This is a genomic window from Corynebacterium sp. (genome assembly GCF_030532715.1).
GTDB lineage: Bacteria > Actinomycetota > Actinomycetes > Mycobacteriales > Mycobacteriaceae > Corynebacterium.
This window is the reverse complement of record NZ_JAUNKO010000002.1, coordinates 276,278-292,941: the sequence shown is the minus strand read 5'-3', so window position 1 is coordinate 292,941 and position 16,664 is coordinate 276,278. Positions and strand designations below refer to the sequence as shown.

At 60.6% G+C, this 16,664-nt stretch carries 17 protein-coding genes; 11 read left to right on the top strand and 6 right to left on the bottom strand.

Going from position 1 to position 16,664, the window contains the following annotated elements; all coding sequences use genetic code 11:
- Nucleotides 1-81: 81 nt before the first annotated feature.
- The gene (locus Q4D83_RS04460) at nt 82-3,807 is read left to right on the top strand and encodes a multifunctional oxoglutarate decarboxylase/oxoglutarate dehydrogenase thiamine pyrophosphate-binding subunit/dihydrolipoyllysine-residue succinyltransferase subunit (RefSeq protein ID WP_303173599.1); all 3,726 of its coding nucleotides are present in this window, start codon (nt 82-84) and stop codon (nt 3,805-3,807) included.
- A gap of 121 nt (nt 3,808-3,928) precedes the next feature.
- Here the strand turns inward: Q4D83_RS04460 and Q4D83_RS04455 are convergent, their stop codons facing one another.
- Nucleotides 3,929-4,606: a hypothetical protein gene (locus Q4D83_RS04455; RefSeq protein ID WP_303173328.1), complete on the bottom strand. Its 678-nt coding sequence runs from the start codon at nt 4,604-4,606 to the stop codon at nt 3,929-3,931.
- Between the two features lie 117 nt (nt 4,607-4,723).
- On the opposite strand from Q4D83_RS04455, the gene corA reads away from it, so the two are divergent.
- Nucleotides 4,724-5,794 (top strand): magnesium/cobalt transporter CorA, encoded by a 1,071-nt coding sequence (gene corA / locus Q4D83_RS04450; protein WP_303173326.1) that lies wholly within the window; start codon nt 4,724-4,726, stop codon nt 5,792-5,794.
- Here corA and Q4D83_RS04445 read toward each other — a convergent pair.
- Nucleotides 5,757-6,260: a general stress protein gene (locus Q4D83_RS04445; RefSeq protein ID WP_303173324.1), complete on the bottom strand. Its 504-nt coding sequence runs from the start codon at nt 6,258-6,260 to the stop codon at nt 5,757-5,759. The genes corA and Q4D83_RS04445 overlap by 38 nt on opposite strands.
- Nucleotides 6,261-6,377: 117 nt before the next feature.
- On the opposite strand from Q4D83_RS04445, the gene Q4D83_RS04440 reads away from it, so the two are divergent.
- The 8 genes from Q4D83_RS04440 to Q4D83_RS04405 all read left to right on the top strand — a co-directional run bounded on the left by Q4D83_RS04440 (nt 6,378) and on the right by Q4D83_RS04405 (nt 12,947).
- Entirely contained in the window at nt 6,378-7,670 is a 1,293-nt protein-coding gene (locus tag Q4D83_RS04440; RefSeq protein WP_303173323.1) for a CBS domain-containing protein, read from the top strand.
- 13 nt (nt 7,671-7,683) lie between these two features.
- Nucleotides 7,684-8,265 (top strand): DUF1003 domain-containing protein, encoded by a 582-nt coding sequence (locus Q4D83_RS04435; protein WP_303173321.1) that lies wholly within the window; start codon nt 7,684-7,686, stop codon nt 8,263-8,265.
- A 12-nt stretch (nt 8,266-8,277) separates the two neighbouring features.
- Nucleotides 8,278-9,402 carry an Mrp/NBP35 family ATP-binding protein gene (locus Q4D83_RS04430; protein ID WP_303173319.1) on the top strand — a complete coding sequence of 375 codons (1,125 nt, stop codon included), beginning with the start codon at nt 8,278-8,280 and terminating at the stop codon, nt 9,400-9,402.
- A 117-nt stretch (nt 9,403-9,519) separates the two neighbouring features.
- Nucleotides 9,520-10,134: a DUF4178 domain-containing protein gene (locus Q4D83_RS04425; RefSeq protein WP_303173317.1), complete on the top strand. Its 615-nt coding sequence runs from the start codon at nt 9,520-9,522 to the stop codon at nt 10,132-10,134.
- On the top strand, nt 10,131-10,616 hold the full coding sequence (locus tag Q4D83_RS04420; RefSeq protein WP_303173316.1) for a DUF2617 family protein: 486 nt from the start codon (nt 10,131-10,133) through the stop codon (nt 10,614-10,616). The genes Q4D83_RS04425 and Q4D83_RS04420 overlap by 4 nt, the downstream gene beginning before the upstream one ends.
- Nucleotides 10,613-11,008 carry a DUF4247 domain-containing protein gene (locus Q4D83_RS04415; protein ID WP_303173315.1) on the top strand — a complete coding sequence of 132 codons (396 nt, stop codon included), beginning with the start codon at nt 10,613-10,615 and terminating at the stop codon, nt 11,006-11,008. The genes Q4D83_RS04420 and Q4D83_RS04415 overlap by 4 nt, the downstream gene beginning before the upstream one ends.
- A 17-nt stretch (nt 11,009-11,025) precedes the next feature.
- Nucleotides 11,026-11,439, top strand: a complete 414-nt coding sequence (locus tag Q4D83_RS04410) for a DUF350 domain-containing protein (RefSeq protein ID WP_303173314.1) — start codon at nt 11,026-11,028, stop codon at nt 11,437-11,439.
- On the top strand, nt 11,427-12,947 hold the full coding sequence (locus tag Q4D83_RS04405) for a polyamine aminopropyltransferase (protein WP_303173313.1): 1,521 nt from the start codon (nt 11,427-11,429) through the stop codon (nt 12,945-12,947). The genes Q4D83_RS04410 and Q4D83_RS04405 overlap by 13 nt, the downstream gene beginning before the upstream one ends.
- A gap of 8 nt (nt 12,948-12,955) precedes the next feature.
- Here Q4D83_RS04405 and tatB read toward each other — a convergent pair whose 3' ends face one another.
- The 3 genes from tatB to sigE are packed head-to-tail and all read right to left on the bottom strand — an operon-like array spanning nt 12,956 to nt 14,413.
- Nucleotides 12,956-13,390 (bottom strand): Sec-independent protein translocase protein TatB, encoded by a 435-nt coding sequence (gene tatB, locus Q4D83_RS04400; RefSeq protein WP_368502177.1) that lies wholly within the window; start codon nt 13,388-13,390, stop codon nt 12,956-12,958.
- A gap of 9 nt (nt 13,391-13,399) precedes the next feature.
- A complete protein-coding gene (locus Q4D83_RS04395) occupies nt 13,400-13,762 on the bottom strand; it encodes an anti-sigma factor (protein ID WP_303173312.1) in 363 nt (120 codons plus the stop codon).
- 42 nt (nt 13,763-13,804) lie between these two features.
- Nucleotides 13,805-14,413: an RNA polymerase sigma factor SigE gene (gene sigE, locus Q4D83_RS04390; RefSeq protein ID WP_303173598.1), complete on the bottom strand. Its 609-nt coding sequence runs from the start codon at nt 14,411-14,413 to the stop codon at nt 13,805-13,807.
- A 183-nt stretch (nt 14,414-14,596) separates the two neighbouring features.
- On the opposite strand from sigE, the gene Q4D83_RS04385 reads away from it, so the two are divergent.
- Complete coding sequence (locus Q4D83_RS04385) at nt 14,597-15,259, top strand: O-methyltransferase (protein ID WP_303173310.1); 663 nt, start codon at nt 14,597-14,599, stop codon at nt 15,257-15,259.
- A 68-nt stretch (nt 15,260-15,327) separates the two neighbouring features.
- Here Q4D83_RS04385 and glgC read toward each other — a convergent pair whose 3' ends face one another.
- Nucleotides 15,328-16,545, bottom strand: coding sequence for a glucose-1-phosphate adenylyltransferase (gene glgC, locus Q4D83_RS04380; protein ID WP_303173308.1), 1,218 nt, complete (start codon nt 16,543-16,545; stop codon nt 15,328-15,330).
- Nucleotides 16,546-16,664 lie beyond the last annotated feature (119 nt).

Here is a 16,664-nt window from a genome sequence, read left to right as displayed (position 1 = left end):
AACACGTTAGCCTGTAGTGAATACTTACAGTGAGAACACTGACGTAAGCGATAACACAAGGAAATGAGGCGAGCACCTGCCGTGAGCAGCGCTAGTAATTTCGGCCAGAATCAGTGGCTGGTTGACGAAATGTTCCAGCAATTCCAAAAGGACCCGAATTCGGTGGACAAGGAATGGCGTGAACTTTTTGAGTCCCAGGGCGCACCCTCCGCCACCCCCGCGGCTACCCCCCAAAAGGATACGGCGAAGACTTCCGAGAAGGCTCCCACCAAGCCTGTTGTAAAGACCACTGTGCCGACGTCGCCCCCGAACCCGGCGGCGAAAAATCTCCCCGAGATGCATCAGCCGGACGAGATTCGCGCGGCGCAGGAGGCGAAGAAGATCGCAGCGTCGCCGCTTAGCAAGATCAGTTCCCTGCCCAACGCCAGCGAAACCCCGTTGAAGGGCATGGGCAAGGCGATTGCTAAAAACATGGAGATTTCGCTGGAGGTGCCTACCGCTACTTCCGTGCGTGATATGCCAGCCCGCTTGATGTTCGAAAACCGCGCCATGATTAATGATCAGTTGGCGCGCGGCCGCGGCGGCAAGATTTCCTTTACCCACATCCTGGGCTATGCGCTGGTCAAGGCCGTGATGGCGCACCCTGCGATGAATAATTCCTACGCTGTGATCGATGGCAAGCCCACGTTGGTGGTTCCGGAGCACATTAACCTGGGTTTGGCCATTGATATGACCCAGAAGGATGGCTCCCGCGCCCTCGTGGTCGCTGCTATCCGCGAGTGCGAAACCTTGTCCTTCCCGGCTTTTGTGGATGCTTACGAGGATGTGGTCAAGCGCGGCCGCAACGGCAAGCTCACCGGCAAAGATTTCACCGGGGTAACCATTTCCCTGACCAACCCGGGTGGCATCGGGACCCGCCACTCCGTGCCGCGACTGACCAAGGGCCAGGGTGCGATTATCGGCGTGGGTTCGATGGATTATCCGGCTGAGTTCGCCGGTGCGTCGGAGGACCGCATGGCGGAGCTGGGCGTCGGCAAGCTGGTCACAATTACCTCCACCTATGATCACCGCATTATCCAGGGCGCGGAGTCGGGCGAGTTCCTGCGCACGATGAGCCAACTGCTGGTGGATGACGCGTTCTGGGACGATATTTTCGATTCGATGAACGTGCCGTACACCCCGATGCGGTGGGCGCAAGATCTACCCAACACGGGCGTCGATAAGAACACTCGTGTGATGCAGTTGATTGAGGCGTACCGCTCCCGCGGCCACCTTATCGCGGACATCAACCCGCTGCACTGGCACCAGCCGGGGATGCCGGTGCCGGACCACCGCGACCTGGACATCACCACGCACGGCCTCACCCTGTGGGACCTCGACCGTACGTTCCACGTCGGTGGCTTCGCTGGGCGGGAAACCATGACGCTGCGCGAAGTGCTGTCCACGCTGCGCCGCGCCTACACCCTCAAGGTCGGCTCCGAATACACCCACATCCTGGACCGCGACGAACGCACCTGGCTGCAGGACCGCCTCGAGGCGGGCATGGCCAAGCCCACCCCCGCCGAGCAGAAGTACATCCTGCAAAAGCTCAACGCCGCCGAAGCGTTTGAGAACTTCCTACAAACGAAGTACGTCGGTCAAAAGCGGTTCTCCCTGGAAGGCGCGGAGTCGCTGATTCCGCTCATGGACGCCACCATCGACACTGCCGCTGGCCAGGGGCTCGATGAGGTTGTTATCGGCATGCCGCACCGCGGCCGTTTGAATGTGCTTGCGAATATCGTTGGGAAGCCGCTGCACACCATCTTCAACGAGTTTGAAGGCAACATGGACCCCGCGCAGGCCGGCGGCTCCGGCGACGTGAAGTACCACCTCGGCGCGGAGGGTCGCCACATCCAAATGTTCGGCGACGGCGAAATTAAGGTCACCCTGACCGCCAACCCGTCGCACCTCGAGGCCGTCAACCCCGTCATGGAGGGCATCGCCCGCGCCAAGCAGGACATTCTGGACAAGGGACCCGACGGCTACACCGTCGTGCCGCTGCTGCTGCACGGTGACGCCGCATTCGCTGGCTTGGGCATCGTGCCCGAAACCATCAACTTGGCGCAGCTGCGGGGCTACGCCGTGGGCGGCACCATCCACATCGTGGTGAACAACCAGATCGGTTTCACCACCACGCCGGATTCGGGGCGCTCCAGCCACTACGCAACTGACCTAGCAAAGGCGTTTGGTTGCCCGGTGTTCCATGTCAACGGTGATGACCCCGAGGCTGTCGTCTGGGTCGGCCAGTTGGCCACCGAGTATCGCCGCCGCTTCGGCAAGGACGTCTTCATCGACCTTGTGTGCTATCGCCGCCGCGGCCACAACGAAGCTGACGACCCCTCCATGACCCAGCCGAAGATGTACCACATCATCGAACAAAAAGCCGGTGTGCGTGCGCAATACACGGATGATTTGCTGGGCCGCGGGGACCTGTCCAAGGCTGACGCCGAGGCCGTCGCCCGCGACTTCCACGACCAGATGGAGTCCGTGTTCAACGAAGTTCGCCTCGCGGAAAAGCAGGTTGCCGAGGCGCAGGTGGGCATCACCATGTCGCAGAAGCTCCCGCATGGCTTGGACACGTCCGTGACCAAGGAGGAGCTGCTGGAGATTGGCAAGGCGTACGTATCCCTGCCCGATGGCTTCGAGATGCACCCGCGTGTCGCCCCGGTGGCCAACAAGCGCGCCGAATCCGTGGTTGAGGGCGGCATTGACTGGGGTTGGGGCGAGCTGCTCGCCTTCGGCACCTTGGCAAACGCTGGCAAACTCGTCCGCCTCGCCGGTGAGGATTCCCGCCGTGGTACCTTCACCCAGCGCCACGCCGTCATGTACGACCCGCACACCGCAGCGGAGTACAACCCGATCGACGAGTTGGCCCGCTCCAAGGGCGCTGGCAAGTTCCTGGTGTACAACTCCGCGTTGACGGAATACGCCGGCATGGGCTTCGAGTACGGCTACTCCGTGGGGAACCCCGACGCTGTCGTCGCCTGGGAGGCACAGTTCGGTGACTTCGCCAACGGCGCGCAAACCATTATCGACGAATACGTCTCCTCCGGTGAGGCCAAGTGGGGCCAAAAGTCCAGCGTGATCCTGCTGCTGCCGCACGGCTATGAGGGCATGGGTCCGGACCACTCTTCCGCCCGCATCGAACGCTACTTGCAGCTGTGCGCCGAGGGGTCCATGACGGTGGCCCAACCGTCCACCCCCGCCAACCATTTCCACCTCTTGCGCCGCCACGCCCTGTCCGAGCTGAAGCGCCCGCTGGTGATTTTCACCCCGAAGTCCATGCTGCGCCTCAAGGCTGCGGCGTCCCCGGTGGAGGACTTCACCGAGGTGAAGAAGTTCCGTTCGGTGATCAACGACCCACGCTTGGTGGATCGCGATGGCAACATCATCGGCGACGTCAACAAGGTGAAGAAGATTCTGTTGGTCTCCGGCAAGCTCTACTACGAGCTGGAGAAGCGCCGCGCCAAGGACAAGCGCGACGACGTTGCCATCGTGCGCATTGAAATGCTGCACCCGATCCCCTTCAACCGGCTCAAGGATGCGTTCGACTGCTACCCCAACGCCGAAGAGATTCGCTTCTGCCAAGATGAGCCCGCCAACCAGGGTCCGTGGCCGTTCCTTGGCCTGCACCTGCCGGAGTTGATCCCCGGCATGCTGCCCATGAAGCGCGTTTCCCGCCGCGCCCAGTCCTCCACCTCCACGGGTATGGTCAAGGTGCACCACTTTGAGCAGGAGCAGCTGATCAACGCCGCGTTCGCCGACTAACGACGTCGCGCGCGCGGCCGGCGGCCCTGCCCCAGCGCCACGTCCGCTCCGCCTGAAGGTTCACACACCTTCAATCGCGAGCGGCGTGGCGCTTTGTTGTGCCGGTGGAAGGCTTGGGGCGCTACAGTCCAGCTTGATCGAGGTATGGGTCGACGACAGCGGAAACGGAGTTTTCTTCCTCCGCCTTTTTGGCGAGTTCACGCATGTCACCGGTGGTGATGGTGCCGCTGATGTAGTTGAGTACCAGCCGATCGTCCCGGTTGAGCACTTGTTTGCGGAACACCGGCACGATGTTTTGCGGCAGTTCCGGCCCGTCGTAGTTGGCGCACCCAGTGGCGTTGGACGGGTCGGATGCGGTGAGTTTTCCGGGCAGCGAGCCGACCATGGCCGTGTACACCTTGTCGCGCCATTCGCCGTTGTTGGCGTCAACTTTTCCGTCGGCGCGGTCCTTTTCGTATTCTTTGGACAGGCTTTCCGCCAACTTCGGATTCAGTTCATACAAAAGTTCGCCGGTGCACCCGATCACAAGGTCCGCGTTGCGGTTGCGCACCCGTTCGATTTTGCGGATGTCCGTTTCGCTGGCAGAAAGCCGGAGGAAGGCGTCTCGCTTTTCTCGTTTAAAAGCCCGCTGGTACAACTCCCCAAGGATAAGTTGTTCGGAAGAGTGGTCCACTACGGCGATTTCGATGGGCTTGTAGTCGGATTCGCGCTGGGTGTGTTGTGGTTCTTCCGCGCATGCGGAAACTCCGACGCTGAGACCAACGATGGCCACGGCGGCCGGAACGAAACGACGGTGCATGGAACAACCCCGGTGGTGAGTTTGTGAATCGGATTTCGGGCAGATAGCACATACCACTCTACGCGGGGCACGTAGACTGTATCTGGTTTTGTCCCCCTTTGGGAAAGGTTTTCGCACATGGCGACTCCTCGGCGCGCATCGCGCAACGGTTCGGCCCGGGTTGCTGCTGCCGGCAGCACCTCGATTGACAACGTGATTGAGCGGTGCCGCGTGTATGTGCAAGGGCAGCGCTTGGAGCAGGAGTTTGCTACGTATGGGGAAGCATTAGCCGAGGTCCGCCGCCGCGGGGAGGGGTTTGTGTGGCTAGGAATGTTGGAGCCGACCAAGGACCACATGCAGGATGTGGCTGCGGCGTTCGGGTTGCACGAGTTGATTGTGGAGGACGCGGTTGCCGCGCATCAGCGCCCCAAGGTGGAGCGTTACGACGACCAGGTGTTCTTCGTCGTGCGTTCCGTGCGGTACCAGGAACACGATCATGTTTCAGACGCCAATGAGATTATTTCCACCGGTGAGGTGCAGATGATCTTTGCCAAAGAGTTTATTATTACGATCCGCCATGGGCAGCACACGCGTATTGCGGGGTTGCGGCGGCGCATTGAGCAGGATCCGGAGCAGTGCGCCCTCGGCCCGAGCGCGGTGGCGTGGCGAATTGCGGATATTTTGGTGGATGAATATTTGAGCATTGCCAGCGAACTCAACGCGGATGTAGACGAACTGGAAAACGAGGTTTTCACCCCGAATTCTCGGTTCGATATTGAGCAGATTTACATGCTCAAGCGGGAGATCCTAGAGATGCGGCATTCCATCGACCCGTTAGCGGGCGCCCTGCAAGCATTGATCCAGAATCACAAGGATTTGCTACCAAAGCCCATTCGATCGTACTTCCGAGACGTGTTGGATCATGAGATTATCGCCGCGGACCGCGTTGCTGGCTACGATGAACGGCTCTCGGCGCTGATTGACGCGGGCGTCGCGAAGATTACGTTGCAGCAGAACAGCGACATGCGCAAAATTTCGGCGTTGGTGGGCATGGCTGCCGTCCCCACCATGATCGCCGGCATCTACGGCATGAACTTCGCATATATGCCCGAATTGCAGATGCGCTACGGCTATTTTGTGGTGCTGGGCGTGATGGTGGTGTCCGTGCTTGCTATGTGGTGGGCGCTCCGAAAGAACCATTGGCTGTAGCGATTGCGTCGCGGGCACGGCGGGCGTGCTGGGGGCTGCACAGCACGTCGTAGCGGCCGGCCACAATGTGCGTGGTGGTGGCGAAATCGCGCTTGCCTTGCGAGGCCGCGTACGGCACAGCGTTCGATACAACACCGAACACTATGCCCATCGCCACACCGAGGACGAGTGGGGCCAGCCAGTTACTACTGAAAATGCCCATGAGCAGCCCGAAGAACAAGCCAAGCCAGGCGCCGGATGCGGCCCCGTTGAGCAGCACCCTCCCCCACGTCAACCTGCCGACCACCTGTTCTACCTCCATGAGGTCTACGCCGACTATGGTGAGTTCGTTGACGGGAAAGTCGCCGGTATCGCTCAGCATATCCACCGCCGCTTGCGCTTGGTCGTAGGTGGCGAAACTGCCCACCGGCCAGCCTTCCGGAAGCGGCCGCGACGAACGTTGGACGCCCCTGCCCGGGGTAGTCATGGTGCGTGACTCTCCTTCAAATATAGAAACGATAGTTCACTGTATTCAACGATTCTGAGCTGCGGATAGTTCCCAAAATACAGGGCAAATGTCCACAGGTGATTAGACTTAGCAATCATGAGCCCAGTGACACGAGTGTATGCAGGACGCCTGGCCGGCATGGTGGTACGCGGGCCGGACACGGAATCGATCGGCCGTGTGCGCGACGTCGTTGTTATTATCCGCCCGTCCGGGCAGCCGTCTCGTGCGATCGGCATCGTCGTGGAAATGGTAAACAAGCGCCGAATATTCGTGCCAATGCTGCGCGTATCAGCGATCGAACCGCAGGAAATCACGCTCTCGTCCGGGCAGGTAAATATCCGCCCCTTCCAGCGGCGCGTCGGTGAGCTCACCATCATGAGCGACCTGATCGGCGCGCGCGTGCACACTGATGACCCTCACGCGGATCATCTGCATGGTCGAGCCGTAGAAATCGCGGACGTGGAGCTTGAGCGCACCCGCACCCGGGATTGGGTAATCACCCGCGTGGCCGTCTTCGGGGAGAAACATACGTTTGGCAGGCGCGGCGATTTGCACGTAGTGCCGTGGTCTCACGTGCACGGCATCACCGCCGCCGGTGTGGGCCAAAGCAACGCCACCGCGGAGCTCATCGCCCAATTTGAGGACATGCGCCCCGCGGACATCGCCAGTTTGATGCACAACCTGTCTTCCAAGCAGCGCCGCGAGGTGGCCGAAGAGCTCGATGATGAGCGCCTCGCCGACATCCTCCAAGAGCTACCGGAGGACCATCAGACCGAAGTGATCGAAGCGCTGAATATCGAACGCGCAGCCGATGTGCTCGAGGAAATGGACCCGGACGACGCCGCCGACCTGCTGGGCGAACTGCCAGACGAGAAGGCCGACGTGCTGCTGGAGCTCATGGACCCAGAAGAATCTGCTCCCGTGCGCCGCCTCATGGTGTTCTCCCCGGATACGGTGGGCGCGTTGATGACGCCGGAGCCGCTCATTCTCACGCCGCAAACGACGGTAGCGGAAGCGTTGGCCATGGCGCGGAATCCCGAGTTGCCAACGTCGCTTTCATCGCTGGTGTTCATTGTGCGCCCGCCCACGGCCACCCCGACCGGCACCTACCTGGGCTGCGTGCACCTGCAAAAACTCTTGCGGGAGCCGCCGAGTTCGCTCATCGGTGGGATTTTGGATCCGGATTTGCCGCCGTTGTACGCGGACGATAGTCAGGAAACCGCCGCGCGGTACTTTGCCACCTATAACTTGGTGTGCGGCCCAGTATTGGACGATGATAATCATTTGCTGGGCGCCGTCGCAGTGGATGATTTGCTGGACCATATGCTGCCTGAAAACTGGCGGGAGACGGGCCTGCGCCCGGATCAATCGCACGTCGAAGCACGGTAAGGAGGATTACGCAGTGGCTGAATATTCGCGTAGTGATTTGGACACCCCGCTGATTGGGCCACGGCGGGGATTCTTCCGGTTGGACGGCGATACCGTCGGTGCCTTCGCCGAAAAGGTAGCCCGGTTTTTCGGCACCGGTGAGTATTTGTTCTGGCAGACGGTGTTTGTGCTCATCTGGGTGGCGCTGAACATTGGTGGGTTTTGGTGGAATTGGGACCCGTACCCATTTATCCTGCTCAATCTGGCGTTTTCCACACAAGCGGCGTACGCGGCTCCGCTGATCCTGCTGGCGCAAAACCGGCAAGAGGATCGGGACCGCGTGATGCTCAACGAGGATCGCCGCCGCGCGGAACAAACCAAGGCCGATACGGAGTTTTTGGCCCGCGAGCTGGCGGGCGTGCGCATCGCGGTGGGAGAAACTGTCACCCGGGATTATTTGCGCCACGAGCTGGAGGATTTACGCACCCTGCTGGACCGTATCGAGGCGAAGTTGGATGATGAATCCGCCGCCCGTATCGCCCGCGAGCACCGCGAGTCGGATCAAACGACCGAGCTGACGGAACCCACCCAAGGCGATATCGCACAGGAGCGCTAGACTCGGATGGTGATGTCTACTCTCACCGAATCCGCTGTCCGCGGCGCGCTGTCCCGCGTAGAGGACCCCGAAATTGGCCGTCCGATCACCGAGCTGGGGATGGTGAAATCCATCGCCATCGACGGCGCAAACGTAGCCGTTGAAATTTACCTCACCATTGCGGCGTGCCCAATGAAGAACACCCTGGTTTCCAACACGCAGGCGGCCGTCGCGGAGCTTGAGGGCGTGGGGGAAGTCACCGTCACCACCGACGTGATGAGCGACGAGCAGCGCCGCGAGCTGCGCGATTCTTTGCGTGGCTACGCCGACCCGGTCATTCCGTTTGCGCAACCGGAGTCCACCACGCGCGTGTTTGCGGTGGCCAGCGGCAAAGGGGGCGTCGGCAAGTCCTCGATGACGGTGAACCTTGCCGCGGCGCTCGCGGCCCGCGGGTTGAAGGTGGGCATCGTAGACGCCGACATTTACGGCCACTCCATCCCCCACATGATGGGTTCCGACGCCCGCCCCTCCCGCGTCGAGGACATGATCATGCCGCCCGCCGCCCACGGCGTGAAAATGATTTCGATCGCACAGTTTACGGAAGGCAACGCCCCCGTAGTGTGGCGCGGGCCGATGCTGCACCGTGCAATCCAACAATTCCTTTCCGAAGTGTTTTGGGGCGATCTGGACGTGCTGTTTATGGACCTCCCCCCTGGCACCGGCGATATCGCTATTTCCGTCGCGCAACTCGTGCCCGGCGCGGAGCTGCTGATCGTTACCACCCCGCAGGCCGCCGCGGCGGAGGTTGCCGAACGTGCCGGTTCGATCAGCTTGCAAACCCACCAACGCATCGCCGGGGTCATCGAAAATATGTCCGCGATGGTGCTTCCCGACGGTTCGCTGATGGACGTGTTCGGCTCCGGCGGCGGCGACATTGTGGCCAACCGACTCAGCACCATCACAGGCACCAAGGTGCCGCTGCTCGGCCACGTCCCGCTCGACCCGAAACTGCGCGAAGCCGGAGATGACGGCACCCCCATCGCCATCGCTGCACCGGACTCCCCGACCGGCCAAGCACTCAACGCAATCGCGGATGCGCTGGCAATTCGCACCGAATCACTAGTGGGCAAATCACTCAACTTGGGTGTGCAGCGCTAGCGTGCACGGGCCCGCCTGCCCGACGCGGCGCATCGGCTGCTCTTGTGCTGCTTGAGCTCAACTCCGACGAGCTTCCATAAGGTAAAATTGCGGTCGGCCGTTAAGGAGTAATTCACTGTGAGTTCATTGTTTATCATCGCTGCCACAATCGCGCTGGTCTTCGCCGTGTTTGGTGTGTTCGCCGCAATCAAGGCGATCAAGGCGCCGCGGTCAAGCCAAGCGTCCGGTTTCGCCATGCCAAATCGTGAAGATCCGCTCGCAACTACCTCAGGTGCGGGGAACTTCGGGCCCCAAATTCTGGGGCCAGGCGCGGTAATCACCCGCAACGGGATGGACTACATTGTGCGCGGTTCCATTACCTACCGGCAGGGGCCATACGTGTGGTGGTCGCATTTGTTCGATAACGGCGAGTGGCTGGGCGTCGAGGTCGATGAGGGTTTGCTGATCCTCACTTGGTGGCGCAGCCGTAAGGACCTCTACGGTTTGTCCGCCGGCGATAGTGTGACCGTGGAAGACACCACTTACCGGCATAAGGAATCCGGCGATGCGGTCTACCATTCGGAAGGCACGACAGGTGTTGCGCCTTCCGGCAGCGTACAGTTCCGGGATTTCGAATCCGGCTCGCTGCTGCTGTCCATGGAAAACTACGACAATGCTGGGTGGGAAGTGTCCACCGGCGAAACTATTGGGCAGCACGAGTTGACCGTGTACCCGGCGCCAACGAATTCATGATTGTTCAGCTTGACTGTCAGCCGGCGGACGTCTCCGCGCACGCCCTCGGGCTGCGTATCGACGGCCCGCTGCCCGACGTTCTCGCCCACACCACCCTGCGCGGCCCTCGGGGGGCGCTGCACCTTGGCATTATCGGCGCCTCCCATGTGGCCAGCGTGTACCCGGCAGGCGCATTGGACACGCCGGTGTTTCGTGAAGAAATGTCTTGTAATGTCCCCGGCCCACTCCCCTCGGCGCTACACCACGAACGCTATGCTTTCGCCCACCAGGTCGTGCGCTGCACGCCGGATGAGCTCGCTCAACGCGTCGAGGTGTTGGACCAGTCTTGGTTAGTGGCGCGGTTTCCGGGGTTGGGCCCGCACCACCTCACGGGCGTGACCGGCTGGTGGGATGACGGAAACGCCGCGTGGGAGTGGCATACGTTGCATTGTTACCCAGAGGAACACACAATCGTCACAACACAGAGTAGGTACGCGTTATGAACCGCCGAATCTGGGGAAGTATCTCCGTAGTCTGTTTTCTCATAGCCTTGGTGCTTTTCGTTTTCGCAGCCGCTGCGCTCGATTCGCGCCCATTGATTGACGATAAAGCCAAACGCTGCGAGGGCGGCCCCGCCGCCACCGTGCAACGCTTAGTAAACCGCTCCACCCCGCAATCGCAGGCGACCGATCCAGCCACCAACGTGGTGTATCTGCGCTATCCCCGCGAAATCATCACGGTGACGCCGAAAGGCAACAACGATTGCACCGTGCAGCGGGAGGATCTAAGCAGGTATAACACTGGGCACTATGTGTTCCTCGGTCCTGGGTTCTCCCCCTCAGCACCCTCGAATTCTTCGAACGGATCGTCGGGTTCTTCCGGCGGTGTGAAATAACGAAAGTTGATCCAGAAATGCTGTACGAAATCTTCGGAACGCTCGCGTATTTCGCCCTTTCCTCACTGATGCTGGTGATCGGGTTCGTGGTGTTGGACCTGATTACCCCCGGCAAGCTACGGCGCCTCGTATTTATCGAACATAGCCCCAATGCCGCCCTGATCGCAGGGGCGCAGCAGATCGCCCTCGCCATTGTGATCGTCTCGGCGGTGCTGCATTCCCAAGCGGATTTGCTCTACGGGCTTGTGGATGTAGCCGTCTTCGCCGGCATCGGCTTGCTGTTGCAAACGCTCGCGCTGGCCCTCGTGGAGGTTCTCGTGCCCGGCCGGTTCCGCGACGTTATTGGGGATCCGAAGCTCCGTTCCGGAGTTGTGGTTGCCGCCACCACCATTATTGTCATAGGCGCGATTAATGCCGCATGCCTGACGTAACCGCCTCCCGCCGGTGGCGCGCACTGTTACTCATTTCCGTTGCGGTGTGCGCCGCCTCGGGGCTGGTGTACGAGCTGGCATTGCTCACGCTGGCCACCAGCCTCAACGGCGGCGGCGTAGTGGAAACCTCCCTCATTGTGGCCGGCTATGTGGCGGCCCTCGGCTTGGGCGCGTTTTGCGTGCAACCGCTGTTGCGTTGGCCCGCGCAAACCTTCCTTGCGGTGGAAACCATCTTGGGCCTCGTCGGCGGCACTTCTGCACTCCTGCTGTATATTTTCTTCGCGCAAATTGGCCAGTCCGTGGCGGTGTTGGTGCTGGCTACCGCACTCAGTGGCATCCTCGTGGGCGCCGAGGTTCCCCTCCTCATGACGCTCATCCAACAGGGCCGCACCGCCACCGCGCGGGATGCTGGCGAGCAGGTGGCCACCCTGAACGCTGCGGATTATTTCGGGGCCCTTGTCGGCGGCTTGGCGTGGCCGTTTCTGCTCCTGCCGACCTTGGGATTAGTGCGGGGAACGCTGGCGGCGGGGCTGCTCAATATTGCGGCAGCGTTGTTTATTGCGGTGGTGCTGCTGCGCAGCTTGATGAGCGTACGTGCGTTCTGGACCCAAAGCTTAGCACTGGTGTTCGCAGCGGTGGCGTTGATTACGCTGCTGGTCCGCAGCGAAGGCATCATAGTCACCGCCCGCCAGGCGCTGTACAGCGACCCGGTTATCTACGCGCAACAGTCCGATTACCAAGATATTGTGATTACCAAACAGGGCGACGATCGCCGTCTGTTCCTCAACGGTGGGTTGCAGTATTCCAGCCGGGACGAGCACCGCTACACGGAATCCTTGGTGCACCCCGCCGTGCCCGCCGGTGCTACACGTGCACTCATTATCGGCGGCGGCGACGGTTTGGCCGCCCGCGACCTGTTGCGCTACCCGGGACTCTCGATTACCCAAGTGGAGCTCGACCCCGCCGTGATTGAAATCGCCCGCCATCAGTTGCGCGCAGACAACCAAGGCGCCCTCGACGATCCCCGCGTCACCGTCCTTATCGACGACGCGTTTACCTGGCTGCGCGCCGGTGGGCACCGCGGCTACGACACCGTGATCATCGATCTACCGGATCCGGATTCCGCCACGCTTGCCCGCCTGTATTCCACCGAGTTTTACGGTATGGCATTGCGCACCTTAAACCCAGGTGGCCGGATGGTGGTCCAAGCGTCTAGTGCGTACTCCACCCCGGAAGTGTTCTGGCGCGTCAACGCCACCGTCACCGACGCTGGATGCGAACACACAATCCCCTACCACACGCACGTACCCACGTTCGGCGATTGGGGTTTCGTCCTGTGCGCTGACCAAGCCACCCTGCGCCCAGACGCCCCCGCGCTACGCTATCTCGACCAACAAGTACTTGATGCCGCGACGGTCTTCGGCAAAGACAACCGCCCCCGCGTCATGGAACCATCCACTCTAGAACACCCCCGCATCGTCGACGATCTCCGCAAAGGCTACCGTTAAACCGTCCGCTACGTCACATCCGCCCAAGAGAAACCGCCGCCGGCTTGACCATCGGGCCGCTTCGGCAAGTCCGGCGAAGCCGCAGGCTTTGAGGGAGGCTTTGAAGGCGCGGCGTCGATACGCACGTCGTCTGGGTTAACCATGTTCTTCGGATCAAACGCCTCCAACACGCTGGAATCCCCATCCAACAGTGTTTTTGTCAGCGCTGCCTTCGGGCCCATGCGTTGAAGCGCCGCCAACTCCGAAATCGGTTTGCTTAACTCATCAAACTCCGGCCCCAGCTCGTTGCTCAAATCCCGTTTCGCGTTTTCGATTGCGTTGCGGGCAGCAAACAACGCCGCGCGCACATCCTGAATCACGCGCGGCAAACGCTCCGGACCGATAACAATCAAACCGATAACAACGAGGAAAAAAATCTCTCCCCAGCCAACGTTGCTAAACACTCCCCCAGCCTACCGCAACCTACCCCGGCGAACCGCAGCACGATAGATCAAATCCACGCGATCCATCAACGTCTCTGGGCTGGCGCTCACCTTGTCCTCCGCCCCCGGGCCCTGCGGACACGAGGACGCTAAATCCGCAAGGCGCGCCATCAAATCCCGCGGCGCACGAATTTCCTCGCTGTCAGCGCAGGTACGCAAACGCTCCGAAGCCCGCCGCTGCTGCGCAACCTCCGCGCGGCACTCCGCGCAATGCACCAAATGCACGCGCGCCCGATGCATCGCACCCGGACTCAACTCGTGGTCAACAAACGCTGCGACAGCCTCGGCGCTGAGGTGCTCAACAGAAGCAAATTGCTTGGGTTGTTTACGCATCGTCACGCCTCCTTTAACCACGAGGATACGCTTCAAACCGAACTACCGTGCTGCTACAAACTGCTCAGCATCCGGGTTGGCTTCCAAGCTCGCCCGAAGTTGGCTTCTACCTCGGTGAATGCGACTACGCACCGTGCCCATCTTCACGCCAAGCGTCTCCGCGATCTCGTCGTACGTCATACCAACAACGTCACACAACACCACAGCCACACGGAAATCCGGGCTCAAATCATCCAACGCCCGCTGCAACGCTGGGTCAAGGTGCGTGAAATGGTACGCCTGCTCCGGGGTCATATCATTGCCCGGCACACGATCATAATCCTCGGGCAACGCCTCCATATGGATCTTGCTGCGGTGACGCACCATATCCAAAAACAGATTCGTGGTAATGCGATGCAACCAGCCCTCAAAGGTGCCGGGCTTGTAATTCTTCAAGGAGCGGAACACACGCATGAACGTCTCCTGCGTCAAATCCTCCGCGTCGTGCTGGTTACCGGTGAGGCGGAATGCCAGCCGATACACGCTGTCCGCGTGCTCCTGGACAAGTTCGGACCACGACGGCATACCTCCCTGACCTGCATCAAAGGCGGCGGTTCCTGTCAGCGATTCGGGATCGTCTGCGGGAAGGGATTCTTGAGCGCGCGTGACCATGTCTCGATTTTGCATTGTCGTTATAGTGTACCGCCTAAACCGAGCTAAGACCACCCTAAAATGTTGGAGTCATTTGTATAACGTGCATGAGACACAACTGTGCGCCAATCACGCCAGCCCCAGCGCCACCATCTGTAACATTTCTGGCGAGACGGATGCAGGACCGTAAGCGCACGACATAAAATGTTCGTTGTGACTGACACCGCTCTCGATACCCTCAACGCCTACATCAACTCAACCATCGAAGTATCCCCAGCACTTGCCGCCGCCCGCCGCGACGCGGAAGAGTTCGGTGTCACCGTGCCGGACCTCATGACCGGATCTCTGCTCAGCACGCTCGCCTCCGGCGCCGCCACCCCGGACAACGCTTCCGCCATCGTAGTCACTCCGGCAGCCGGGGTCGTCGGTCTCCACATCCTCGCGGGCCTCGGCGAGGAAGGCCACCTGACCTGCATCGACCCAGAAACGGAATTGCAGGCCCAGGCGCGCACCACGTTCCGTCACGCCGGCTACCGCCCCAGCGCGGTGCGATTCCTTCCCTCCCGCCCGCTGGAAGTGATGAACCGCCTTGCCGCCGACTCCTACAACTTCATCTACGGCGAGGTGCACCCCACGGAATTACGCACCTTTTTCACCATTGCGTGGCCGCTACTGGAGGAAGGCGGCGTCGTGGTTCTCGCCGACGCGCTCCTTGACGGCACCCTCGGCGACGAAAGCCGCCGCGACCGCGAAACCCTCGCCGCGAAGGAAGCCGACGAGCATTTCCGCGAGGTGGAAGGTGCGGTAGTCACCCGGCTCCCCTTGGGCGCCGGCATGACCATCATTTCCAAGCGGCGCACACAATAACAATCAGCGGGAACACTGCACATGTTCCCGCTGTACTTGGTGGCGGCTTCGTGGCTAAAAGGGGCGTGTTACACCACTTCGTTTTTGCCCACGCAGACCACGCCACCGGGGCTGATCTTGAATCGGGCCGCGTCGCGTTCCCGATCCACGCCAATGAATTCGCCTTCGCTGACCACCACGTTCTTATCAAGAATGGCGTGGCGAACCACGGCGCGTTTACCTACGCGCACGCCTGGCATGAGCACGGATCCTTCAACCGTGGCACCTTCCTCGACGATGACGTTGTTGGACAACACCGAGTTACGCACCGTCCCGGCGGAAATAATGGAACCTGAGGCCACCATTGAAGACTGCGCGATGCCACCTTGCACGAACTTCGCGGGCGGCAAGTTACCGTCGTCCGTGTTGTGGATCGGCCACCTGCGGTTATACAAGTTGAACACTGGGTGCACTGAGATCAGGTCCATGTGCGCCTCGTAGAATGCGTCGATGGTACCCACGTCACGCCAATAGCCTTTATCGCGTTCCGTTTCGCCCGGCACGGCATTCTTGGAGAAATCGTACACGTGGGCTTCGTTCTTGGACACGAAGTATGGGATGATGTCGCCGCCCATGTCGTGTTCGGTATCTTCCCGCTCCGCGTCCTGCTTGAGCGCTTCAATCAGTGCCGAAGTGGTGAACACATAGTTGCCCATGGAGGCGTAGGTAACATCTGGGTCGTCGGGCGTGCCAGGCGGATCGGCTGGCTTTTCCAAAAACTCGGTGATGTTGCCATCCTCGTCAGACTGAATGCAACCGAACGCGGTGGCCTCAGCGCGTGGCACTCGGATACCCGCCACGGAGACGGACTTGCCGGAGGCGATGTGTTCCTCAACCATTTGGCTGGGGTCCATGCGGTACACGTGGTCGGCACCGAACACAATGACGTATTCGGGGTCTTCGTCATAAATAAGGTTCATCGACTGCAAGATTGCGTCAGCCGATCCGGTGAACCATCGCTTCCCCAAACGCTGTTGCGCAGGCACCGGCGTAATGTACTGGCCGGCGAGGCCGGAAAGCTGCCAAGACTGCGAAATATGGCGGTCAAGTGAATGGGATTTGTACTGCGTAAGCACACAAATTTGCATGTAACCTGCGTTCACCAGGTTTGACAGTACAAAATCAATGAGCCGGTAGGTGCCGCCAAAAGGTACGGCGGGTTTTGCGCGGTCCGCGGTGAGCGGGAACAAACGCTTACCCTCACCACCGGCAAGGACAATTGCTAATACATGTGGTTGGCTCCTCACATCCTCCAAACTATAACCTTTGGCATATTCTTGCCGCGAAAGTGAGTGAGGCAACCCCGAAATCGAACAAAACCGCAGGTCACTACCAGCCCTTGTGATATATACCGCGCTGGCGCTGG

What these genes read in the sequence shown, in the direction of transcription:
- Q4D83_RS04455 (WP_303173328.1), bottom strand. Translation starts at nt 4,606, where the DNA reads ATGCACCGTCGTTTCGTTCCGGCCGCCGTGGCCATCGTTGGTCTCAGC.
- corA (WP_303173326.1), top strand. Translation starts at nt 4,724, where the DNA reads ATGGCGACTCCTCGGCGCGCATCGCGCAACGGTTCGGCCCGGGTTGCT.
- Q4D83_RS04445 (WP_303173324.1), bottom strand. Translation starts at nt 6,260, where the DNA reads ATGACTACCCCGGGCAGGGGCGTCCAACGTTCGTCGCGGCCGCTTCCG.
- Q4D83_RS04440 (WP_303173323.1), top strand. Translation starts at nt 6,378, where the DNA reads ATGAGCCCAGTGACACGAGTGTATGCAGGACGCCTGGCCGGCATGGTG.
- Q4D83_RS04430 (WP_303173319.1), top strand. Translation starts at nt 8,278, where the DNA reads ATGTCTACTCTCACCGAATCCGCTGTCCGCGGCGCGCTGTCCCGCGTA.
- Q4D83_RS04420 (WP_303173316.1), top strand. Translation starts at nt 10,131, where the DNA reads ATGATTGTTCAGCTTGACTGTCAGCCGGCGGACGTCTCCGCGCACGCC.
- Q4D83_RS04415 (WP_303173315.1), top strand. Translation starts at nt 10,613, where the DNA reads ATGAACCGCCGAATCTGGGGAAGTATCTCCGTAGTCTGTTTTCTCATA.
- Q4D83_RS04410 (WP_303173314.1), top strand. Translation starts at nt 11,026, where the DNA reads ATGCTGTACGAAATCTTCGGAACGCTCGCGTATTTCGCCCTTTCCTCA.
- Q4D83_RS04405 (WP_303173313.1), top strand. Translation starts at nt 11,427, where the DNA reads ATGCCTGACGTAACCGCCTCCCGCCGGTGGCGCGCACTGTTACTCATT.
- Q4D83_RS04395 (WP_303173312.1), bottom strand. Translation starts at nt 13,762, where the DNA reads ATGCGTAAACAACCCAAGCAATTTGCTTCTGTTGAGCACCTCAGCGCC.
- sigE (WP_303173598.1), bottom strand. Translation starts at nt 14,413, where the DNA reads ATGGTCACGCGCGCTCAAGAATCCCTTCCCGCAGACGATCCCGAATCG.
- Q4D83_RS04385 (WP_303173310.1), top strand. Translation starts at nt 14,597, where the DNA reads ATGTTCGTTGTGACTGACACCGCTCTCGATACCCTCAACGCCTACATC.